Origin of the sequence: Sphingopyxis sp. SE2 (assembly GCF_032227185.1) — a bacterium.
Classification (GTDB): domain Bacteria; phylum Pseudomonadota; class Alphaproteobacteria; order Sphingomonadales; family Sphingomonadaceae; genus Sphingopyxis.
The window spans coordinates 79,444-102,054 of sequence record NZ_JAPMXW010000001.1 but is presented as its reverse complement, the minus strand read 5'-3'; the positions used below and the strand labels follow the sequence as shown (position 1 = coordinate 102,054).

General features: G+C 65.1%; 14 protein-coding genes. 7 read left to right on the top strand and 7 right to left on the bottom strand.

Going from position 1 to position 22,611, the window contains the following annotated elements; all coding sequences use genetic code 11:
- Window positions 1–12: 12 nt before the first annotated feature.
- Both OVY29_RS00430 and OVY29_RS00425 read right to left on the bottom strand, forming a co-directional pair.
- Window positions 13–867, bottom strand: coding sequence for an SMP-30/gluconolactonase/LRE family protein (locus OVY29_RS00430; RefSeq protein WP_313910620.1), 855 nt, complete (start codon window positions 865–867; stop codon window positions 13–15).
- Window positions 867–2,678, bottom strand: coding sequence for an IlvD/Edd family dehydratase (locus OVY29_RS00425; RefSeq protein ID WP_409581449.1), 1,812 nt, complete (start codon window positions 2,676–2,678; stop codon window positions 867–869). The genes OVY29_RS00430 and OVY29_RS00425 overlap by 1 nt, the downstream gene beginning before the upstream one ends.
- Before the next feature lie 112 nt (window positions 2,679–2,790).
- Between OVY29_RS00425 and OVY29_RS00420 the strand changes: the two genes are divergently transcribed.
- A complete protein-coding gene (locus OVY29_RS00420; protein ID WP_313912031.1) occupies window positions 2,791–3,708 on the top strand; it encodes a Gfo/Idh/MocA family oxidoreductase in 918 nt (305 codons plus the stop codon).
- Between the two features lie 97 nt (window positions 3,709–3,805).
- On the opposite strand, the gene OVY29_RS00415 is transcribed toward OVY29_RS00420, so the two are convergent.
- The 4 genes from OVY29_RS00415 to OVY29_RS00400 form a co-directional block, all read right to left on the bottom strand.
- The gene (locus OVY29_RS00415) at window positions 3,806–5,713 is read right to left on the bottom strand and encodes a family 43 glycosylhydrolase (protein WP_313910618.1); all 1,908 of its coding nucleotides are present in this window, start codon (window positions 5,711–5,713) and stop codon (window positions 3,806–3,808) included.
- Window positions 5,710–6,834, bottom strand: a complete 1,125-nt coding sequence (locus OVY29_RS00410) for a hypothetical protein (RefSeq protein ID WP_313910617.1) — start codon at window positions 6,832–6,834, stop codon at window positions 5,710–5,712. The genes OVY29_RS00415 and OVY29_RS00410 overlap by 4 nt, the downstream gene beginning before the upstream one ends.
- Window positions 6,835–6,853: 19 nt before the next feature.
- Window positions 6,854–8,431 carry an arylsulfatase gene (locus OVY29_RS00405; protein ID WP_313910616.1) on the bottom strand — a complete coding sequence of 526 codons (1,578 nt, stop codon included), beginning with the start codon at window positions 8,429–8,431 and terminating at the stop codon, window positions 6,854–6,856.
- Window positions 8,432–8,496: 65 nt separating this feature from the next.
- Window positions 8,497–9,618 carry a hypothetical protein gene (locus OVY29_RS00400; protein ID WP_313910615.1) on the bottom strand — a complete coding sequence of 374 codons (1,122 nt, stop codon included), beginning with the start codon at window positions 9,616–9,618 and terminating at the stop codon, window positions 8,497–8,499.
- A gap of 98 nt (window positions 9,619–9,716) precedes the next feature.
- Between OVY29_RS00400 and OVY29_RS00395 the strand changes: the two genes are divergently transcribed.
- Window positions 9,717–11,174: a sulfatase-like hydrolase/transferase gene (locus tag OVY29_RS00395; protein WP_313910614.1), complete on the top strand. Its 1,458-nt coding sequence runs from the start codon at window positions 9,717–9,719 to the stop codon at window positions 11,172–11,174.
- Window positions 11,175–11,261: 87 nt separating this feature from the next.
- Window positions 11,262–13,979, top strand: coding sequence for a TonB-dependent receptor (locus OVY29_RS00390; protein WP_313910613.1), 2,718 nt, complete (start codon window positions 11,262–11,264; stop codon window positions 13,977–13,979).
- An 86-nt stretch (window positions 13,980–14,065) separates the two neighbouring features.
- Here OVY29_RS00390 and OVY29_RS00385 read toward each other — a convergent pair whose 3' ends face one another.
- Window positions 14,066–15,820, bottom strand: a complete 1,755-nt coding sequence (locus tag OVY29_RS00385; RefSeq protein WP_313910612.1) for an arylsulfatase — start codon at window positions 15,818–15,820, stop codon at window positions 14,066–14,068.
- Window positions 15,821–16,053: 233 nt separating this feature from the next.
- Between OVY29_RS00385 and dgcN the strand changes: the two genes are divergently transcribed.
- From dgcN to OVY29_RS00365, 4 genes are all read left to right on the top strand, one after another.
- A complete protein-coding gene (dgcN, locus tag OVY29_RS00380; RefSeq protein ID WP_313910611.1) occupies window positions 16,054–17,091 on the top strand; it encodes an N-acetyltransferase DgcN in 1,038 nt (345 codons plus the stop codon).
- Complete coding sequence (gene dgcA, locus OVY29_RS00375) at window positions 17,049–18,038, top strand: N-acetyl-D-Glu racemase DgcA (protein ID WP_037554158.1); 990 nt, start codon at window positions 17,049–17,051, stop codon at window positions 18,036–18,038. The genes dgcN and dgcA overlap by 43 nt, the downstream gene beginning before the upstream one ends.
- Before the next feature lie 36 nt (window positions 18,039–18,074).
- Window positions 18,075–19,706 (top strand): amidohydrolase family protein, encoded by a 1,632-nt coding sequence (locus OVY29_RS00370; protein ID WP_313910610.1) that lies wholly within the window; start codon window positions 18,075–18,077, stop codon window positions 19,704–19,706.
- Window positions 19,707–19,788: 82 nt separating this feature from the next.
- The gene (locus OVY29_RS00365) at window positions 19,789–22,611 is read left to right on the top strand and encodes a TonB-dependent receptor domain-containing protein (RefSeq protein WP_313910609.1); all 2,823 of its coding nucleotides are present in this window, start codon (window positions 19,789–19,791) and stop codon (window positions 22,609–22,611) included.

Genomic DNA, 22,611 nt, shown 5'->3' with positions numbered 1-22,611 from the left:
TTCTTCACTCCTCTAACCCTTATATTTCTGCGTCGGCAGGCCGCGGCACCCCGGATCGACTTCGAACAACGCGCCGCCATGCTCCTCGGTCACACCATCGGACGCCGAGGTGACGAACATGCGGTCGAGGCCGGGTCCGGCAAAAGTGCAGCTGGTGATTTGCGATGCCGGAAGCGGGATGTGCCGATCGGGCGTGCCGTCGGGCGCGAAGCGCATGACGCGCGAGGCGCCCCAGCAGGCGACCCACAAGCCGCCCTCGGCGTCGAAGGTCATTCCATCGGGATCGCCCCATGATTCCTCGAAGACGATGAAGGGCGCCGCATCGCCGAGCGTGCCGTCGTCGTGGATATCGAAACGAAAGATCGTCCCGCGCGCGGTGTCGGTATGGAGCAGGAAACTGTTGTCGGCGGCGATCACCGGCCCGTTGGCGATCGTATAGGGCCTATCGACCTGCGCGAGCGTGCCGTCGGGATCGAGGCGGTAAAAGGCGCCCGAGGGACGGTCGCAGGTAACGGGCATCGTCCCCGCCCAGATCCGCCCCGTCGCATCGGCCTTGGCATCGTTCAGCCGGTTGCCGGCGTTGCGCGGATCGACCGAAACGATCGGTTCGCGAACATCAGCGTCGAGGTCGATACGGACGATATCGCGGCCGATCCCCGCGACGAAACCGCCGGTCTCGCGCTCGATGATCCAGGCCGCATAATGCGGCTGCTCAAAGCTGTCGATGTGTCCGTCGGCCAATGCCATGCGGTTGATCCGGCGACCCAATATATCGACCCAGAACAGCGCGTCGTGCCGCGCCGACCACATTGGCCCTTCGCCCAGGCGGTCACGCCGCTCCCTGGCAATCACCCGCGCGTCAGACATCAGTGACTATCTCGCGGCAAGCCGCGCGTCTGCGCGACGCGCTGATATTTGACCGCCATTTCGAGCACCGCTCCGCCATCAAACTGCCCGGTCAGCGCGCGGTGGATCTCCTGCCACGGCGTCTGCGCCGGCGGCATATAGTCGGGGTCAGCCTTGAGCTCGGCGCGGCGGCGATCGAGCTCGGCGTCGTCGACGAGCATGTTCGCGGTGCGCTTCGCCAAGTCGATACGGATACGGTCGCCGGTCCGGACAAGAGCCAGCCCGCCGCCGACGACGGCTTCGGGCGCGGCGTTCAGAATGGACGGGCTGCCGCTCGTCCCCGATTGGCGTCCGTCGCCGATGCACGGCAGCGCGTGAACGCCCGCCTGGATCAGCGCGGCGGGCGGCCGCATGTTCACCACCTCGGCACCGCCGGGATAGCCGATCGGCCCTGCGCCGCGCATGATCAGGATCGAATTGGCATCGGCGCCGAGCGCCGGATCGTCGATGCGGCTGTGATAATCCTCGGGCCCGTCGAACACGATCGCAACGCCCTCGAACGCATCGGGATCGGCCGCATTGCTCAGATAACGTTCACGGAACTCGGGCGAAATGACGCTGAGCTTCATCACCGCATTGTCGAACAGGTTGCCGCGCAGCACGGTCAGCCCCGCCGCAGGCTTCAGCGGCGCGTCGAGCTTGCGGATGACGTCGACGTCCTGCGTGTCCGCCTCGCCGATATTCGCCGCAACCGTCTGCCCATTGGCGGTGAGCGCATCGCCGTCGATCAGTTCCGCACGAAGCAACTGCCCCATCACCGCGGGAACTCCGCCGGCGCGATAGAAATCCTCGGCCAGATAGCTGCCCGCCGGCTGCAGGTTGACGATCAGCGGCACATCGGCGCCCTGCGCCTCCCAGTCCTCCAGCGTCAGTTCGACCCCGATATGGCGCGCAATCGCGTTGAGGTGGATCGGCGCGTTGGTCGATCCACCGATCGCCGAATTGACGCGAATCGCGTTCAAAAAGGCGGTGCGCGTCAATATGTCGCTCGGCTTGCGGTCGGCGTGGACCATCTCGACGATCTGCATCCCGGTACGATAGGCGCATTCCTGCCGGTCGCGATAGGGCGCCGGGATCGCCGCCGAGCCGGGCAGCGACATCCCGAGCGCCTCGGTCAGCGAATTCATCGTCGTCGCGGTGCCCATCGTGTTGCACCAGCCGGTCGACGGCGCCGACGAAGCGACGAGTTCGAGGAACCCCTTATAATCGATCTCGCCCGCCGCGAGCATTTCGCGCGCGCGCCAGACGATCGTGCCCGATCCCGTGCGTTCGCCCTTGAACCAGCCGTTGAGCATCGGGCCGACCGACAGCGCGATCGCCGGGATATTCACCGTCGCCGCCGCCATCAGGCACGCCGGCGTCGTCTTGTCGCAGCCGACCGTCAGCACCACGCCGTCGAGCGGATAGCCGTGGATCGCTTCGACGAGGCTCAGATATTGGAGGTTGCGGTCGAGCCCTGCGGTCGGGCGCTTGCCGGTTTCCTGAATCGGATGCGTCGGAAATTCGATCGCGATGCCGCCCGCGTCGCGAATCCCGTCGCGCACCCGCTTCGCGAGTTCGAGATGGTGGCGGTTGCAAGGAGTCAGGTCGCTGCCGGTCTGGGCGATGCCGATGATCGGCCGCCCCGATTGCAGTTCGTCGATGCTGAAACCATAGTTCAGATAACGTTCGAGATAGAGCGCCGTCATGTCCGGGTTGTCAGGGTTATCGAACCAGGCACGCGACCGCAGCCCTCCCTTGCCTTCTGGCCGCGTTTTCGCCCCGTCTCCCATATATTTCCTTCTCGATGCACATTTTCAGCCCAAGGCCGGAATCGGTTGATAACCTGAACCGCCACGGATAGGAAGCATATATATCAGACAAATGAAGATGGGGTGAAGATTGATGATTCGCTTGGGATTGGTCGGAATTGGAAAAATCGCGCGCGACCAGCATCTTCCGGCCATTCATGCGGATGATCGATACGAGCTTGTCGCGACTGCCAGCCGCCATGCGCAGCTCGACGGCGTGCCCGGACATATGGATATTGCAGAGATGATCGGGGGCGGCCACCGTCTTGATGCTGTATCGATCTGCACCCCGCCGGTCGGCCGCCACGCGATCGCGGCGGCGGCGATAGACGCGGGACTGCATGTCATGCTCGAAAAACCGCCGGCCGCGACCACCACCGAGATCACCGCGCTCGCCGATCACGCCCGCGCCCGCGGCGTCACCCTGTTCGCGACCTGGCATTCGCGCGAGGCCGCCGGAGTCGCGACGGCGCGCGACTGGCTCCGCGACAAGCGGATTCGCGCCGCACATATCCGGTGGAAGGAAGATATCCGCCGCTGGCACCCCGGGCAGGAATGGATTCTCGACGCGGGCGGATTTGGCGTCTTTGACCCCGGTATCAACGCGCTGTCAATCATGACCGCGATCCTACCCGCGCCGTTGCTGCTCGACGCGGCGCGGATCGACATCCCCGACGGGCGTAGTTCGCCGATCGCTGCGACGATGACGATGCGGAGCGACGATGCCGCGGTGACCGCCGACCTCGACTTCCTGAAAACCGGCCCGCAAAGCTGGGATATCGAGGTCGAAACCGACGCGGGCGCCCTGCGCCTGTCGATGGGCGGCAGCGTGCTCGAACTGCCGGGCGGCGAACCGGTCACGCGCGAAGACCGTGAATATCCCCGCCTCTACACGCGCTTCGCCGAGCTGGTCGCGGCGGGCAAGAGCGATGTCGATATCCGCCCGCTCCAGCTCGTCGCCGACGCTTTCCTCGTGGCTGAACGACGCACGGTCGCTCCCTTCCAGTTCTGACGAACAGGCGTCGCAACCGCTGAACCAAAATGGGCCCGCCACCCCCAAGAGGATGGCGGGCATGTGGGAGAGCGGACGGAAAGGGTAAGGCGTGCGCCTAGTCTCGCGCGGCGTCGATCCGCGGAATACCGATCGATTCGGCATCGCCAATGTCGATCGGCACCAGCCCGAACTGCATGCGCCACGGCGCGGTCGGATCGTTGCCGAACATCGTGTACCAATAGCGCCCCTCCTTATCGCGGAACGCCGTGCCATGGCCGCCGTGCGGCGCGCCCATGCGGCGCTGCGTATAGGGACCGAACAGCTTCTTCGACGTGCCGTACATCATGTCGTAGGTGCCGTGCGTGCGCAGCGGGCCGTGCCATTCGGCACCAGTAAGGAAATAGACGCCGTTCGCTTTGATCAGTCCGTTGCCTTCGTAACCGACATGATCGCCATCGGCGTCGACAAGCTGGCGCACGGGGCCATCGAAACCGCTGCGAGCGGCGTTGAGCTTCGCGATATTGCCGCCGCCCCACAGGAAATAGAGGCCATCGTCATCCTCGAACGGGAATCCGTCGATGCCTTTGACGAAGAAACTCCTGGTCACATTCTCATATGGTCCATCGGCCTTGCCGGTCTTCGAACGATAGAGCCAGGTCTTGCCGCCGACGCCCTTCTCCATCACCGAAAAAGCGAGATAATAGGTCTTGTCGCGCGCCGACCACATGATCTCGGGCGCCCAGAGTTCGGCGATATTCTTGCCGAAGTCATAGCCCATGTCTTCCCATTTCCAGATGAAGCCGACCTCGTCCCATTGTTTGAGGTCCGACGAGCGCCATAATTTCACCCCGCCGTCGGGCTTGTGATAACCATAGCCGTCGAGCGTCCCGACGAGATAATAATTGCCGTCGCCGCCGAGCGTCACCGACGGATCGCGCATCGTCTCGCTCGTCACCAGCGCTTGCCGTGCCGCGACCGCGCTGTCCTCGGTGATCACCGATGCGGCCTGCCGTAGCCGCCCATCGGGTGCGCGTTCGAGCGGTACCAGCCCGATCTGCTCGCAGAACATCGCGAAGCTGTCGTCGCATTTCGGGTTATAGGCCGCGGCGAGCTTGCCGTCCTCCAACCGCACGATCGAACCGCGCCCGGCGTGCGGCACCGCGAGCGAGCGCATCGTGAAGGGACCATAGGGTGTCGGCGCCTCGGCCACGAACAGATCTTCGGTCGCGGTGCGCATCCGCCCCGTCGCTTCGCTCGCGGCGAGGACATAGCGGTCGCCGTCGCGGACCATCGTCGCACCGCGCGTGCCGACACGCGTGCGCACCGGCCAGTCCTTGCCGACCGGTGGATGCTTGGCGAACAGCGCCTGATCGGGCTTCAGGAAGCGCGGCGCCTCGGCAAGCTTGGCAAAACCGGGGACGAGCTTCGCGATATAGCCGCCCCCCCATAGAAGATAGCCGGTGCCGTCCTCGTCGACGAACAGCGATACGTCGGACGCGTCCTCGACGAGGCACGGCGAAGCCCTGAACGCGCCGCCCGGCTGCGCCGCCCGCCCCGTCGCGACACGCGCGCAGCCTGTCTTGTCGGAGAAGGCGAGATAAAGCTTGTCGCCCGCGACCGTCGCCGACGGCGCGAGATAGCGTTCGGACACGTCCCCCGGCGCGATGCCCTCGCCCGAAATCTTCGCCGGGCCGATCCGCGTCCACTTCTTTGAGTCGGGCGAGGTCCAGAGTTCGACGCCGTGGCGCGCGCCGGTGCGCAGCGATGTCCCGGTCAATATCCAGCCGCCCCCCGGCAATCGCGCGATCGACGCGTCGCCGATCGGCCGTTCGGAGAAGACCGGCGCGACGGGCTTCGCGTCGGGCGCGGGCATCACGGTCGCATTCTTGTCCATCGACGGATGGTCGGCGAAAATATCGTCGGCGACGGCGGCTTTCAGTTTCTGCTGCGCGTCGGCCGAGGGCGCCAGCGACAGCGCCGCCAACGACAGGCCAGTGATCCAGCTTTTCATCTGCACGGTCATTTATCCTTCTGGAACGCCTTGAAATCGTCGAAGATCGTATAGTTGGGCGCGGCGCTGCCGTCCGCATTCTTGCGGATCGTCGCCGGCGCGAACACGCTGTTGATCAGCCAAGGCGTCTTGTCGGGACCGAAATTGTTCGACATCGAGCTGCCCTGCTTGAAGCCGTAGGTGGCGACCGCGAGCCGGCCGGTGTCGCGAAATATCTTCATCTGGTTCGCGACATAATGTTTGCGGTTCTCGAACCACGGGCTCATCCGCAGGAAGTCGTCCCACTGCTCCTTGGGAAAAGGCGTCTCGAGCGCCGCCTTGATGATTTGCCAGTTCTGCGCATTTCGCGGCGCTGCATATCTATCGGCAAAGGCGGGCGCCACGACGCCCTTCATATTCTGCTTCCACCACCAGACGAGCGAGAATTCGGTGACGATGAATTTCTGCTCGGGCCGCATGCGCGGCAGGATATAGTCGAGGAAGGGCTTCGAGGCCTGGATTGCCGGGATATGCGGGTGGATGTTGACCCCGTCGAGTTCGGGCGTCGCCTTGACGAAGGCCATCCAGCGTTCGGTCGAGGTGGTCCGGTTCTTCTTGATATCCATGCGGTTGAGCGCGCCCATATAAAGGCGGGTCTTGCAGTCGCCGGGACACGCCTTCGCGCGATAGTCGATCACGCGCTTCGCCATCGCCTCGTAAAAGGCATTGAGGTCGAAGTCGCGATCCTTCTCGCGGCTCTCGATATAAGGCTCGTTGCCGACGACGAGGATATCGACCTTGCCGACGACGAGCGGCAGCACCGCATCGACGCGCGTCAGTTCGCGCGCGAAAGCTGGGGTGCCCGCCTTGGGGAAATCACCACGGTTATACGGGAATTTCAGCGTCAGGATCGTCTTGTAGCCGCGCGCATGCGCGCCCAGGATCGCCTTAACCGCCCCGTGCTCTGCGGCGCCGCGGTCGAGCTGGGGCATCGGCACGAACAGGCGAACCCAGCTTGCGTCGGCCTTTTCAAGGTCGCGGTAATCGATATCTTCATAATGCTCATTAAAATTCGCGCCGAGCGCCCCCTGCGCCTGCGCCACGCCCGGCAGGCAGGCGAGCGCCGCAAGGGCGGTCCATAATCCCCGCATCATCCTCTCCTTTTGATCCTGATCATGGCCGGCTGCGGCCGTCCTTTTCGATTTTGTCGAGCCGTGCCGCGAGCTTAGCGGCCAAGTCGGGCATCTTCGCCGCGAGATCCTTGCGCTCGCCCGGATCGCGCGCCAGATTATAGAGCTGGTGCCGCCGCAGCGTGCCGATCGCGTTGCCGTGGAATTCATGCGGCTTCACGCTGCCGCGAATGAACTTCCAGTCGCCGGTGCGCAGCGCGAGGATGCGCGCGCCGCTGCTCGCGACGGTCGATCCCGTCGTCACCATCAGCTTGGTATCTTCGATCACATGGTCGCGCCCACGCTCGCTCCGCCCCATCAGCGGCATCAGCATGTCGAAGCTGTCGACGGCGGCCTTTTGCGGCAAGCCCTGCCCCACCAGCGCCGCAAGCGACGCAAGCATGTCGACATGGTCGACCAGCGCCTCCGACACATGGGCTTCGCGCACATGTCCCGGCCAGCTGACGATCATCGGCACCCGCGTGCCGCCTTCGTAGATGCTGTATTTGCCGCTGCGGTACGGCCCCGACGGCTTGTGATCGCCCGCAAGTTCGACCGCCTGGTCCTCATAACCGTCGAACAGGATCGGGCCATTGTCGCTGCTGAGGATGATCAGCGTGTCGTCGGCGATGCCGAGTTCGGCAAGCTTTTCCATCAGTGCGCCGACGGTCCAGTCGAACTGGACGATCGTGTCGCCGCGCGGTCCCATGCCCGACGCGCCGACAAAGCGCGGATGCGGCGCGCGCGGAACATGCGGCTCGTTCATCGCGAAATAGAGGAAGAAGGGCTTATCCCTGCGCTCGGCAACGAAATCGATCGCCTTGCCGAGCAGCTGGTCGGTAAGCTCTTCATCCTTCCAGCGCGCCGCCGCGCCACCGGTCATATAACCGATGCGGCTGATGCCGTTGACGATCGTGTTCGAATGTTCGGGATCGCCCTTGAACTTCAACTGCTCGGGATGCTCGGCGCCGGTCGGCTCATCGCCGATCTTGGCCTTGTAGTCGACGCGGATCGGATCGGCGGGATCGAGGTTCACCACGCGCCGGTTCTCGATCAATACCGTCGGGACGCGGTCGAGCGTCGCGGGCATGAAATAGCCATAGTCGAAGCCGATATCGAGTGGCCCGGGCGCGATCGCGCCGTTCCAGTCAACCTTGCCGTCGCCGAGGCCGAGGTGCCATTTGCCGACGACGCCGGTGGCATAGCCTGCCTTCTTCAGCATATGCGGCAAGGTGAACTGCCCCGGCCGGATCAGCGCGGGTGCATCGCCGGGCAGTATCTGCGTTCCCGACGCGCGCCAAGCATAATCGCCGGTCAGCAAGGCATAACGCGACGGCGTACACGTCGCCGAGGGCGAGTGCGCGTTGACGAAGCGCGTTCCGCGCGCTGCGAGACGGTCGACATGGGGCGTCCTGAGCGCCGTCGCGCCATAACAGCCGAGGTCGCCATATCCGAGATCGTCGGCGTAAATGAGGATGATATTGGGCTTGGTGCGCGGCGCGGCGGCCAGGGCGACACGCGGCAGCGCGGCCACTCCCGCGCCAGCCAGCAGCAGCGCCCGACGCGACAATGTGGATTTCAAGACGCCCTCCCTATCGGCTTGAGTAGGATATATCTGATTTATTACGGGCACGCAACGCGGCGGCGCTATTTCGCCTGCATTCGCCGGAAATCGTCGATCCAGGCATAGTTGAACGGCGCTGTGCCGTCGGGATTGGGACGGATCGTCCGTCCCGCGTAGACACTGTTGAGCAACCACGGCGTCTTCTTCGGGCCGAAATTTCTCGACATCGAGCTGCCCTGTTTGAATCCATAGGTCGCAACCGCCAGCCGGCCGGTGTCGCGGAATATCTTCATCTGATTGGCGATATAATGTTTGCGGTTTTCGAACCACGGACTCATCCGCAGGAAATCGTCCCACTGCTCCTTGGGGAAGGGCTTTTCGAGCGCCGCCTTGATGATCTGCCAGTTTTGCGCATCCCGCGGCGCCTGATATTTGTCGGCAAAGGCCGGCGCGACCGGCTTGGTCAGATTCTGCTGCCACCAGCCGACGAGCGAAAATTCGGTGACGATGAATGTCTGCTCAGGGCGCATCCGTGGCAGGATATAATCGAGAAAGGCTTTCGACAGCTCGATCTTCGGAACATGCGGGTGGATGTTCACGCCCTCGATCTCGGGCGTCGCTTTCACATAAGCCAGCCAGCGTTCGGTCGATGGCGTCCTATTCTTCTTGAGGTCGAGCCGGTTGAGCGCGCCCATATAGAGCTTCGTCTTGCAATCGCTGCCGCAATTGGCCTTGCGATAGGCGATGATACGACCCGCCATCGCCTCGTAAAAGGCATTGAGGTCGAGGTCGCGGTCCTGCTCGCGCGTTTCGAAATAGGGCTCGTTGCCGATCACCAATATGTCGACCTTGCCCATCACCAGCGGCAATACGGCATCGAGCCGCGCCAGTTCGCGGACAAACTCCGCGCTTCCCGCCTTGGGGAAATCACGGTCGTTTTGCGGCCATTTTAATGTGAAGATCGTCTGGTATCCGCGTGCGCCGGCCTCCAGCGTGGTACGGATCGCGCCATGTTCGGCTGCCCCGCGATCGACCTGCGGCATCGGCAGGAACAGGCGAATCCATTTCGCGCCCGCGCTATCGAGCTCGCGATAATCGACATCTTCATAATGCTCGTTGAAATTGGCGCCGAGCGCGCCCTGCCTCATTACCGCACCCGACTGCAGCGCCAGCACCGCACCTGCAAGCCCAACCCATTTCCTCACTATCTCACCCTCCCGTCCTGCGCCATAAACTTGACTCATCTGAATTATACGATAATACAGATATAACGAAGGCGCAGAGCCGGACAAGGGAGGAACGGATGAAATCGGCACGGCATACACGGCGGTGGACGATCGGGGCGGCGGGGGCCGCCCTTTTCACAATGCTGGGCGCCGGCATCCTTCCAGCCCACGGCTTCGCCTCCGCTCCGGCGCCAGCGGAATCGACTCCCCGCACAACAGCGCAGAAGCCGAACATCCTGTTCATCCTGATCGACGACATGGGCTATGCCGACCTGTCGCTGACCGGCAACAAGCTGGTCGCGACGCCCAACATCGACGCGCTCGCGCGCGACGGGATGGTGATGACGCAATTCTATGACGCGGCGCCGATCTGCTCGCCGTCGCGGGCCGGCTTCATGACGGGCCGCTTCCCCGCGCGCGACCGCTTCGTCACCTATATTCACGACCGCAAGCGCAACCGGAATTTCGGCCAGGCCGACTGGCTCGACCCGTCGCTTCCGGTCCTGCCGCGCATGATGCGGCAGGTCGGTTATGCCACTGGCCATTTCGGCAAATGGCACCTCGGCGGCGGACGCGACATAGGCGACGCGCCGCTCCCGTCTGCCTATGGCTTTGACGAAAGCTACACCCAGTGGGAAGGCCTCGGCCCGCGCGTCCTGCCGACCGACCTCACCAACAAGCTGGGCCAGCAGAGCGCCGAACTCGGTCAGGGCCCGGTCGAATGGCTGCCGCGTGCCGAAATCACCGGCCGCTTCGTCGACAAGACGCTCGATTTCGTCGGGCGCAGCAAGGACCACCCGTGGTTCGCGCAGCTCTGGCTCACCGACATGCACACGCCGTGGGTTCCCAGCGCCGAGCAGCTCGCCGCAACAAAAGGCAAGGGCGCCACGCCGCGCGAGGACCAGTTCCTCGCCGTGCTCGTGGCGATGGATGCCGAGATCGGCCGGCTCGTCGACGGCCTGCGGCAGAGAGGCGAGCTCGACGACACGCTGATCGTCTTCACCTCCGACAACGGCCCCACCATCGGCGCCAACACGCCGGGATCGGCGGCGCCCTACCGCGGCCGGAAGGCGAGCCTCTATGAAGGCGGTGTGCGCCAGCCGCTGATCGTCCGCTGGCCCGGCCATATCGCTGGGGGCGGACGCGACGCGAAAAGCGTGGTGCAAGCGGTCGACCTGCTGCCGACGCTCGCGACGATCACAGGCGCAGAAAAGCCGGCGGGGATCGACGGCATCGATATGTCCGCCGCCTGGCGCGGCCGGCCGATCGCCTCGCGCCCCGACATCTACAGCCATATCGCACGCCCCGGCGGCGAAGCCTTCGGCCCGCTCTATTCGATCCGCTCGGGTCCGTGGAAGCTGTTGATGAACGCCGACGGCGATGGCGTCGAACTCTACAATATCGAAGAGGATCCGCGGGAACAGCGTGATCGAAAGACCGAAGATCCCGCGATCGCCGCCAAGCTCTCGACGAAGCTTTCGAAGTGGATCGCGAGCTTGCCGCAACCAGCCTTGCCCCGGCGCCGCGCCAGATAGCGCACGGGCAGCTAATCGGCGGCTTCGCGCCAAATTTTATCATATTAATTCTATACTTATCCGATTTGAAGGGGGGAGAAGTTCATAATGCGAAACAAGATAATCCTGGCGTGCACGACGTCGGCCTTGGGGCTCATCGCCATGCCTTCGGCGGCACTGGCACAGGACCAAGACGGGCAGGTCACCGTCGAGTCGGCGCCCGAAGATCCGCAGGCCGACGACGCGATCGTCGTCACCGCGATCCAGCGCAGCCTCGCGACGTCGCAGGCGATCAAGGAAGACTCCGATCAGATCGTCGATTCGATCGTCGCCGAGGATATCGGCAAGCTGCCCGACGTGACCGCGACCGAATCGCTCGCGCGCATCACCGGGGTGCAGGTCGACTATGCGAACGGCACCGCCGCCGGCACCCGCGTCCGCGGCCTGCCCAATATCGCGACCACGTACAATGGCCGCGAACTCTTCACGGGTCAGGGCCGGGCGGTGGCGCTTCAGGATTTTCCGTCGAGCACCATCGCGCGCATCGACGTCTATAAATCGGGCAGTGCCAATCTGCTCGAACCCGGCGTCGCTGGGTTGATCGACGTGCGCGCGCGCAAGCCGCTCGATTTCAAGGGCGACCGCATCGCCGGCGGCGTCAGCGGCGTGCACTGGAAGCAGTCGCAGAAACTCGGCGTCGATGCGAACCTGCTGCTCAGCAAGCGCTGGGAAACCGGCATCGGCGACATCGGCTTCCTGATCGAGGGGTCCTACACCGACCTCAAATTCCTCGATTCATCGCGCAACGTCGCGCAGGCGATTCTCAGCCGCAACGTCGCGGGCCTCGGCACGATCCGCTATCCGTCGTTCGTCAACATCAATTATAACACCGCCGATCGCTACCGCCCGTCGGTGGCGACCGCGCTGCAGTGGCGCCCGAGCAACGAACTCGAACTCTATGCCGACTTCCTGTTCCAAGGCTATCGCAGCAGCGGCTACGGCAGCAACCTCCAGATCAACTCGGGCGTGCAGGCGAACCTGACCGACATCGAGCTGTTCCCCGGCACCAACCAGGTCAAAAGCATGACGGCGACCGCCGGCGGCATCCCGACCGGCAACCAGAATGTCGTGACGGGGAAGACCGACACCTATCAGGCGGGCACCGGTTTCATCTGGAAGCGCGACGGCCTGAAGATCACGGGCGACGTCGCCTTCACCGATTCGACCTTCAGCCGGCGGACGACCCAATTCAACTATTCGCTCGTCGTGCCGCAACCGACGCGCACCTATGATTTCGACACCGATATCGGCGCAGGTGGCGGCACCGTCGTCGTCGACGATTTCCCCGTCAACGACCCGTCGCGCTATCGCATGGTGGGGCTCGGCGAGAACGGCGAGCGCAACCACGGCCGCGACTGGCAGGGGCGGCTCGACTTCGATTACCGGATGGGTCCGACGGGCATTACCAACGTCCAGGCCGGCGTCCGCTTCAACAGCCGCGATTTCGACTTTGCCAATTATTCGGAAAGCGGCAACGCGCCCGCCGGCCAATTCTATTCGCTGCTGCCGCTCGAATATAATACCGTTGCACCGGGCTTTCGCGGCGACAAGGTGCCGGTCACGCGCGTCTTCCTGACCCCGACCACCGACAGCATCATGGACAATCTGGACTTCCTGCGCGACCTCACGGGCGACCGCACCGAGGTCCCGCCGCTCGACCGCGTCTATTTCGGCAACGAAAAGGGATATGCGGGCTATGTCCAGGGCCGCTATGCCTTCGACATCGGCAGCATGACGGTGGACGGCCTCGTCGGCCTCCGCGCCGTTCGCACCGAGACCGAAATCAACGGCTTCGACCGGGTAACCACGGGCGGCGTCACCACGGTGACCCCGGTGTCGCAGTCGAATAGCTACACCGACTTCCTGCCCAACATCAGCGCGCGCATTCGCCTGGCACCGAAGCTGCAGCTTCGCCTCGCTTTCACCGAAACGCGCACGCGTCCCGGTTTCGGCGACCTCAACCCGTCGCTGACCATCGGCGCGCCCTCGGCGATCTGCAACACCGATCCGAACGATGTCGATTGCGTCCGCAATGCTTCGGGCGGCAACGCCGATCTGGAACCGATCAAATCGCAAAATTACGACGCGTCGCTCGAATGGTATTTCTCGCGGGGCGGTTCGCTGACCTTCGGCGCCTTCCAGCGCGACGTGACCGGCTTCATCTCCAATTTCACAACCGATGTCGAAGATGCCGAATTCGGCCGGCTGCGCGTCACGCGGCCGTTCAACGGCGGCGAAGGCCGGCTGCGCGGCATCGAAGCCGCCTTCCGCACCTTCCTTCGCTTCCCGCAACTGCCCGCATGGCTTCAAAATTTCGGCGTCCTCGCGAACTATACCTATATCGACCATGGGACCGAATTGCCCGAGGCGCTGGCGGCGACCCTGCCGGGCAAACAGCGGATCGCCGGCGTGTCGAACCATATCGCGAACGCGTCGGTCTTTTACGAGAACCAGTCCTTCTCGGCCCGGCTGTCGTACAATTACCGTTCGGACTTCGTCACCGACTATAACCGGGTCAACGATCCGTCGCTCGGGAATGCGGTGCTCGGTCCGACGACGCCGATCATCGAGGACGGCCGCGGCAGCCTCGACTTCAACGCGACGCTCGATCCGACGAAGAATGTGACGATCGCGTTCAGCGCAACGAACCTGCTCGGCGCGGCGGCGACGAACCGCCGGCAATATGACGCCGAGGGCCATAGCTATCCGTGGCAGACGCGTTTCCTCGAGACGATCTACCGCGTCGGCGTCCGCTTCCGCTTCTGATCCCAACCTCCTTGGGTCCCATTGGCCCGCAATCGCCAGCTGGCGATTGCGGGCTTCTTTTTGGGGCGCACCGGGCGCCGTGCGTGTCATTCGCCCGCCGCGGCCCGCGCACGCTTGCGCTTCCCCTTGCCGCGCTTGGCCCTTCCGGGCCCCGGCGCCTTGCCGCCTTCCAGCCGGCCCTTCACCACGCCGCCGTCGATCTTGTTCGGCCATGGATCGACGAAGCTCGTCGCAGCCCAATCGTCCCACTGCTTCGCCATGCGCGCGGCGATGTCGGGGTGCGCGGCGGCAAGGTCGCGCGTCTCGGTCCGGTCGCTGCTCATGTCATAAAGCTGCCAGGGCGTGCCGAATTGCGCGACCAGCTTCCATTTGCCTTCGCGCACCGCCTTATTGCCCTCATGCTCCCAGAATATAGGCAGGCTGCGCATCAGCTGCTCGCCTTCGAACGCACCGGCAAAGCTACGCCCCGACATCGGGCGGATGTCGTGCCCATCGAACCGCGCCGGATATTTCGCGCCGGCAAGCTCCACCAGCGTCGGCATGACGTCGATAAGGTGGCCGGGCTCGCGCACCGTCGTGCCGCGAACCTTCGCGTCGATCCCGGCCGGCCATGACGCGATCAGCGGCGTCGCGATCCCGCCTTCCTCGGCATAATGTTTGAAATAGCGGAACGGCGTGTTTTGCAGTGTCGCCCAATTGAGCCCGACGAAGACGTTCGAATTTTTTCCGCCCCACGGCGCTACGCCGGTGCGCCCATCAGGGCCGCTTTCGGCGTTGCCGCCATTGTCCGACATGAAGAGGATCAGCGTGTTGTCGAATTCGCTGCGCGCCTTCAAATCGGCAACCAGCGTGCCGATCGCCTTGTCCATCCGCGAGATGGCAGCGGCATAGACCGCCATCATCGTGTCGAACCGCTCCTTGTCGGCCGCGGACATCTTGTCCCAGTCATAGGCCTCGGGCAAAACCTCGGACAACGTCGCATCGGCGGCGATCAACCCCGTCTGCTTCTGGCGCTCGAAACGGTCGCGGCGCAGCTTGTCCCAGCCCGCCATATATTTGCCCTTGAACTTCGCGATCTCGTCGGCCGGCGCCATCACCGGAAAATGGACAGCGGTAAACGGCAAATAGAGGAAGAAGGGCTTTCCCTGCGCCTTCGCCTCGTCGACGAAACGCACGGTCCAGTCGACCAGCATGTCCGACGCATACCATTCGCCCTTGCCCACCTCGGGCGAATCGAGCCGCGTGCGCTGGCCGTCGATCATCGCGAACTCGCGGCCCGGCTGATTCGGGAAATAGGTCCCGCCCTTGTGAAAGAGGGATCGGTCGAACCCCACCTCTTTCGGCGGCGTGCCGTGTTGCGCGCCAACATGCCATTTGCCCGCCATTCCCGTGAAATAGCCTGCGGGCTTGAGCACTTCGGCGATCGTGACCGCGCGATCGGCGATGCGGCCCTGCAAACCGCCCACCCCGGGGCGCACAACGCTGTCGAGCCCTCCCATTCCCGCTTCGTGCGGATAGAGGCCCGTCAACAGCGACGCGCGCGAGGGGCTGCAACGCGCCGTATTGTAGAATTGTGTGAAGCGGAGGCCGTTCTTGGCCAGCGCGTCGAGGTTGGGGGTCGGGATCTCGCTTCCATAGGGGCCGATGTCCGAGAAGCCCATGTCGTCGACGAGGATGACGATCACATTGGGGCGCTTCGCCTGCTCGGCCGCGGCGGGCGCCACGGGGGCCGGGGTCTGCGCGGTCGCGGGAATAGCGCAGGGTCCCGCGAGCAGCGCCAGCGCGGTCGCGGTCGTCGCGGTGCCGCGCAGGGCTCGCCGCACGGACTTCACGATGTTCATACATATTCCCCTATGGCCAGTTGAATTGGCCTATTTATCTTACAATAATTGTCGCAGAAGTATGTTAGCTGCCGGACAAAGTTGCGGCCCCGCCCGAAAACCGGCGCCGCCAGCGGCGCGCAGCCCCACCGCCCAAGTCCATAGCCACCGGTTATGGCCCTCCCCCGCCTTTGAAGACGCGCGGTCCGGACGCTTCGAGCATGATGCTCCCGTCCCCACCTGAGAGGCCTTTCATGATCGCCAGCCCCTATCTCCTCTATCTTGGCCATGTGAACGACGAAGTCGGCATCAAGACGTCGCGCGGCCTCGCGGTTTTCCGGCCCGACGATTGCGTCGGCGAATTTCGCCATGACGATTGCGAGCTGTCGCTGGGCCTTCCCCGCATGGGCTTTGCCGAAGCGGTCGCCGCGGGCGCCCGGACGCTGGTGCTCGGCATCGCCAATGCCGGAGGCAAGCTCGGCGAAGATCTGGTTCGCGACGCGGTCGCGGCGATCGAGGCCGGGCTCGACGTCGCCTCGGGCCTACACAACCGGTTGCGCGACGAGCCGGCGCTGGTCGAGGCTGCCGCACGCCATGGCCGCACGCTCCACGACGTCCGCGACCCGCGCCCCGACATCCCGATCGGCAACGGCAAGCGGCGCGCGGGCAAGCGGCTGCTTGCCGTCGGCACCGATTGTTCGGTCGGCAAGATGTACGCGACCCTCTGCCTCGAACGCGCGATGCGCGCGCGCGGCATGGCGGCCGATTTCCGCGCGACCGGCCAGACCGGCATCCTGATCGCGGGCAGCGGCGTGCCGCTCGACGCGGTGATCGCCGATTTCATCTCGGGCGCGATCGAACAATTGTCGCCGCCGCGCGACGATGACGGCTGGGACCTGATCGAAGGTCAGGGATCGCTCTTCCACCCCTCTTTCGCCGGCGTTTCAACCGGCCTCCTCCACGGCGCGCAGCCCGATGCGCTGATGCTGTGCCACGATCCCGTGCGCCCGCACATGCGCGGGCTGCCGCATTATCCGATGCCGGGTCTTCGCGAGACGCTCGACGCGAACCTGCAGGTCGCGCGGCTCACCAATCCCGACGTTCGCGCCGTGGGCGTCGCGCTCAACACCTCCAAGCTCTCGCCCGCCGAGGCCGAACGACTGTGCGCCGAAACCGCCGACGCGCTCGGCCTGCCCTGCACCGACCCCTTTTCCATGGGCGTCGACCCCATCATCGACTGGATCGCCAAATGCTTCGAACCCTCGCCGCGCAAAACGACGCTTTCCCTCTAGCCCGGCCGTTCCGCATCTCGCGCGGGGTCAAGACCGTCGCGGATGTGGTGACGGTCGAAATCGGGCACGACGGCTTTGCCGGGCGCGGCGAAGGCGTGCCCTATCCGCGCTATGGCGAATCGATCGCGGGCGCGCTGGCCGCGATCGAAGAAGCGCGCGGCGCGATCGAGGCGGGAGCGACGCGCGAAGAGCTGGCCGAAATCATGCCCGCGGGCGCGGCGCGCAACGCGGTCGACTGCGCGCTGTGGGACCTCGAAACCAAGGCATCTGGGCAGAGCGTCACCGACCGGCTCGGCCGCCCGCCGCTCGGCGCCACCCCGACCGCGATCACCGTCAGCCTCGACACCCCCGCCGCGATGGGCGCCGCCGCCCGCGCGCTCGCCCGCGCGCCGCTGATCAAGATCAAGGTCGACCGCAGCGATCCCGAAACGCAGATCCGCACCGTGCGCAATGCGGCGCCGGCGCCGCGCGTCATCGTCGATCCCAATGAAAGCTGGACCTTTGCCGAGGTCGAGCGACTCCAGCCGCTGCTCGCCGAATTGCGGATCGACCTTCTCGAACAGCCGCTCCCGGCGGGCGAGGACGACGCGCTTGCGGGTTTCGCGCCGCTCGTCCCGATCGCCGCCGATGAATCGGCGCATGTCGCGGGCGACGTCGGCGCGCTCGCCGAAAAATATCAGGTCATCAACATCAAGCTCGACAAGACGGGCGGGCTGACCGGCGCGCTCGCGCTCGCCGACGCCGCCGCCGCCGCGGGGCTCGGCGTGATGACCGGCAGCATGATTTCCTCGTCCCTGTCGATCGCGCCCGCGCTGATTATCGCGGCGCGATCGGCCTTCGTCGATCTCGACGGCCCCTTGTGGCTGGCGAACGATCGGCCGGGCGGCGTCGGACACGGCACAGGTGTCTTGACGCCGCCTGCACGAGGCTTTTGGGGAACGGCATAAAGTCCTTAGCTATGTAAGAAAAAGGGGTGTCGCACAATGATCCGCTCTCTCAGGACAACTACCGGGATCGTCGCTATTCTTGCGGCGGGCGCCTTAGCGGCGCCGCAAGGCGCTGCCCAGTCCGGCGGCGCCGCCGACCTGATCCTGCGCGGCGGCACCATCTATAGCGGCGAGGCCGAACCCTTTCGCGGCGATGTCGCGATCCGCGGCGACCGCATCACCTATGTCGGCCCCAAGGCGCCGGGAACGGCGATGCGAACGATCGACGCCACCGGGCTGATCGTCGCCCCCGGCTTCATCGACCCCCATACGCATGTGGGCGAGGCGCTTGCCTCCTCCGATCCCGCCGCGCGGCTCGTGCTCCCCTTCGTGACGCAGGGCGTCACCACGGCCTTCATCGGCGTCGACGGCGGCGGCGATCCCGACATCGCCCGCACCTTCGGCACCGCAAAGGCCGGTGCGGGGGGCGAAGGCGAAGCGGGGCTCGGCCAGTCGACGCGCGACTTCGGGATCAATTTCGCCGCCTATGTCGGCCTTGGCGCCGTTCGCGCAAAGGTCATCGGCGCCGCCGACCGCGCGCCCACCCCCGCCGAACTCGGCCAGATGACCGACCTCGTCGACCAAGCGATGTGCGATGGCGCGCTAGGCCTTTCGACCGGCCTCTTCTATGCGCCGCAAAGTTTCGCCAAGCGCGACGAGGTCGTCGCGCTCGCCAAGGCGGCGGCGGCGAAGGGCGGCATCTACGACAGCCATTTGCGCGACGAATCGAGTTATACGATCGGCCTCGCTGCCGCCGTCGATGAAGCCCTGTCGATCGGCCGCGACGCGAGCATTCCGGTGCATATCGCGCATATCAAGGCGCTCGGCGTCGATGTCCACGGCCAGGCGCCCGCGATCATCGCGCAGATCGAGAAGGCGCAAAAGGCAGGTCAGATCGTCCACGCCGATCAATATCCCTGGTCGGCATCGGGGACCGGGCTTTCGGCCGCGCTCCTGCCGCGCTGGGCGCAGGACGGCGGGCGCGCCGCGATGCTGAAACGGTTCGACGATGGCGCGACGATGGCGCGGATGCGGCCCGAGATCGCCGAGAATCTTCGCCGTCGCGGCGGCCCCGCGTCGCTGCTCATCACCTCGGGCCCTGCCGGTGTAGAGGGCAAGACGCTCGAGGATGTCGCCAAGGAACAGGGCGTCGATCCGGTCGATGCCGCGATTGCCGTGCTTCGTCAGCGCGAGGCGGGGGTCGCGTCCTTCAACCAGAGCGAGGCCGACATCGCCGCCTTCATGACCCGTCCCTGGGTCGTCACCAGTTCGGACGCCTCGCGCGGCCATCCGCGCTATTACGCCTCCTACGCGCGCAAATATGCCACCTATGTGAAGGACAAGCGCGTGCTCGATCTCAAGCGCTTCATCGCGCAGAGCACGACGGCCACGGCGCGCCTGTTCGGGCTGGAGGGACGCGGCGAGCTGAAGGCGGGCGCCTTCGCCGACGTCATCGCCTTCGATCCCGCGACCTTCGCTCCGCGCGCCGACTATGCGCATCCCGCGCTCTTCTCCACCGGAATGCGCTTCGTCCTCGTCAACGGCGTGCTCGCGCTCGAAAATGGCGAGCCGACAGGCGCCGCGGGCGGCAAGCCGTTGCCGCGCACGCCAACGGGTCAATGCGAATAATCCAGGGAAATGCGCCGGCCTCGCCGGCGGAACGGAGGCGTCCTTCACGCACAATAAACAAACAAAACAAGGGGTAAGACACATGACCAGATCAACGCCGATCGTATCGACCGCGGCGCTCGCCACCGCGCTGCTTTGGAGCGCGCCCGCGCTGGCGCAGGACGCGCCGCCCGCGCCCGCCGCCGAAACCTATGCCGACGCCGAGATCACCGTGACCGGCAGCCGCATCCAGCGCGACGGCTTCCGCGCCCCGACCCCGCTCACCGTGCTCAATTCGGAGGATATCGAAAGTTCGGCGCCGGCGAATATCGCCGACTATGTCAACGACATCCCCTCGCTCGTCGGCAGCGTCACGCCCGCGAGCTCAAACCTCAACATCAGCGCGGGCACCGCCGGGGTCAACGCGCTCAACCTGCGCGCGCTCGGCACCGCGCGCACGCTCGTGCTGCTCGACGGTCAGCGTTCGGTCGGATCGACGATGACCGGGCTGGTCGACGTGAACACCTTTCCGCAAGGCCTGATCAAGAGCGTCGAGATCGTCACCGGCGGCGCCTCGGCTGCCTATGGCTCCGACGCCGTGTCGGGCGTCGTCAACTTCATCCTCGACAAGGACTACACCGGGATCAAGGGATCGGCCGAATATGGCATCACTACCTATGGCGACGCTCCCAGCTATCGCGCGACGCTGACCGCCGGCACCGCCTTTGCCGGCGGACGCGGCCACTTGCTGCTCAACGGCGAGATCGCGATCAAGGACGGGCTGCACAGCGTGCCGCGCGACTGGAACCAGCGCGGGTCGTACATGATCACCAACCCCGCCTATGCCGCGGGCAACGGCGAACCCGAGCGGCTCGTCGTGTCGGGCGCGGGGCTCAGCCTCGCGACGCCGGGCGGGATCATCACCGACACCGCGCTGCGCGGCACCGTTTTCGGCCCCGGCGGAGCGGTCGGCCAGTTCGACTATGGCACCGTGCGCGACCCGTGGATGATCGGCGGCGACTGGGAATCGACGCAGGTGAACAGCTTCCAGTCGCTCGACCCGGCCGAAAACCGCAAGAGCCTGTTCGGGCGCCTCAGCTTCGAGGTTTCCGACGGGCTCAACCTCTTCGTCCAGGCCTCCTACGCCAAGTCGAAGAATCTCGGACACCTCGGCATCCAGCTCAACCAGGGCAATGTCACGATCAAATCGGACAATGCCTTCCTGCCGCAATCGGTGCGCGACGAACTGGCGCTTCAGGGGATTCCCGAGTTCAAGCTCGGCACGACCAACGCCAATCTGCCGGTCCGCAAGAATGACACGCGGCGCGAATTGCAACGCTATGTCGTCGGCGCCAACGGCGAATTCGACCTTTTCGGATCGAGCGCGCGCTGGGACGTCTATTATCAGAAGGGGATCAGCCGCACCCGCGAAATGGCGCGCGACATCAGCAACAATGCGCGCCTCGCGCTCGCGCAGGATGCGGTGTTCGCCCCCGCGGGCAACGCGCTCGGCGTGCCCGCGGGCACGATCGTCTGCCGCTCGTCGCTCACCAGCCCCGACAATGGCTGCGTGCCCTTCAACCGCATCGGTATCGGCACCGCGAGCCAGGAGGGGCTAGACTATGTGCTCGGCAACCCGTTCCGCCGCCAGAAATTCCAGCAGGATGTTTTCGCGGCGAACCTGTCGTTCGACGCCTTCGACCTGCCCGCCGGCCCGGTGTCGGTCGCGATCGGCGGCGAGCACCGGCGCGAGAAGGTGTCGGGCGAAGTGGCCGACGAGTTCCGGTCGGGCTGGTTCGTCGGCAATTTCCTGCCCAGCTTCGGCTCCTACAATGTCAGCGAGGCCTATCTCGAACTCGCGGTTCCGGTGTTCGAGGGGCTCGATCTCAACGGCGCGGTGCGCGGCACCGACTATTCGACCTCGGGCTATGTCACGACATGGAAGGCGGGGCTGACCTGGGAACCCATCCCCGACATCCGCTTCCGCGCGACGCGATCGCGCGACATCCGCGCGCCCAACCTCGGCGAATTGTTCACCGCGGGATCGACGCGCATCAATGTGCTGCTCGACCCGACGCAAGATGATGCGTCGGTGCAATTCGCCGGAACAACGCGCGGCAACCCGTTGCTCGACCCCGAAAAGGCCGACCAATGGGGCGTCGGCGTGGTGCTGCAGCCGCGTTTCATTCCCGGCCTCGCGCTGTCGGCCGACTATTATGACATCAAGATCAACGGCGCGATCGGCACCGTCGCGGCGCAAACGATCGTCGACCGCTGCGCCGAAGGCGTGCAGGCCTTTTGCGCCGCGGTCGTGCGCGGCCCCAATGCTTTCGGCAACAACCTCCAGGTCTTTGAAAGCCCGTTCAACTTCGCGGTCCAGCGCGCGACGGGGATCGACTTCGAAGGCTCTTACCGGATGCCCGTCGGCAGCGGCGACCTGACGCTGCGCGCGATGGCGACGCGCTATATCAAGAATTATTTCGACAATGGCATCGATGCGCCGACCGACACGGTGGGACAGAATGCGCCCGGCGGGACGCCCAAATGGCTTTACCGCATCCAGGCCAATTGGGCGACCGACGACTTCAACTTCAACCTGACGGGGCGCGGCATTTCGAGCGGCGTTTATGACACCAGCTTCGTCGAATGCACCTCGGGCTGCCCGGCGTCGACGGTCACCAACCGGACGATCAACGACAATCATATCGCGGGCGCTTTCTATCTCGACACGTCATTGACCTTCGACGTCGCGATGGCGGGCAAGGAGCTCGAATTCTATCTCGCGGTGAACAACCTCTTGAACAAGGATCCCGCGATCGTCGCGCCCGGGCCGGCGGGCAGCGCCTATGCGACGCCGGCGACCAACCAGACGCTCTATGACCTGCTCGGGCGCACCTATCGCGTCGGCATCCGCTTCAAGCTGTGA

What these genes read in the sequence shown, in the direction of transcription:
- OVY29_RS00430 (WP_313910620.1), bottom strand. Translation starts at nt 867, where the DNA reads ATGTCTGACGCGCGGGTGATTGCCAGGGAGCGGCGTGACCGCCTGGGC.
- OVY29_RS00425 (WP_409581449.1), bottom strand. Translation starts at nt 2,678, where the DNA reads ATGGGAGACGGGGCGAAAACGCGGCCAGAAGGCAAGGGAGGGCTGCGG.
- OVY29_RS00420 (WP_313912031.1), top strand. Translation starts at nt 2,791, where the DNA reads ATGATTCGCTTGGGATTGGTCGGAATTGGAAAAATCGCGCGCGACCAG.
- OVY29_RS00415 (WP_313910618.1), bottom strand. Translation starts at nt 5,713, where the DNA reads ATGACCGTGCAGATGAAAAGCTGGATCACTGGCCTGTCGTTGGCGGCG.
- OVY29_RS00410 (WP_313910617.1), bottom strand. Translation starts at nt 6,834, where the DNA reads ATGATGCGGGGATTATGGACCGCCCTTGCGGCGCTCGCCTGCCTGCCG.
- OVY29_RS00395 (WP_313910614.1), top strand. Translation starts at nt 9,717, where the DNA reads ATGAAATCGGCACGGCATACACGGCGGTGGACGATCGGGGCGGCGGGG.
- OVY29_RS00390 (WP_313910613.1), top strand. Translation starts at nt 11,262, where the DNA reads ATGCGAAACAAGATAATCCTGGCGTGCACGACGTCGGCCTTGGGGCTC.
- OVY29_RS00385 (WP_313910612.1), bottom strand. Translation starts at nt 15,820, where the DNA reads ATGAACATCGTGAAGTCCGTGCGGCGAGCCCTGCGCGGCACCGCGACG.
- dgcN (WP_313910611.1), top strand. Translation starts at nt 16,054, where the DNA reads ATGATCGCCAGCCCCTATCTCCTCTATCTTGGCCATGTGAACGACGAA.
- dgcA (WP_037554158.1), top strand. Translation starts at nt 17,049, where the DNA reads ATGCTTCGAACCCTCGCCGCGCAAAACGACGCTTTCCCTCTAGCCCGG.
- OVY29_RS00370 (WP_313910610.1), top strand. Translation starts at nt 18,075, where the DNA reads ATGATCCGCTCTCTCAGGACAACTACCGGGATCGTCGCTATTCTTGCG.
- OVY29_RS00365 (WP_313910609.1), top strand. Translation starts at nt 19,789, where the DNA reads ATGACCAGATCAACGCCGATCGTATCGACCGCGGCGCTCGCCACCGCG.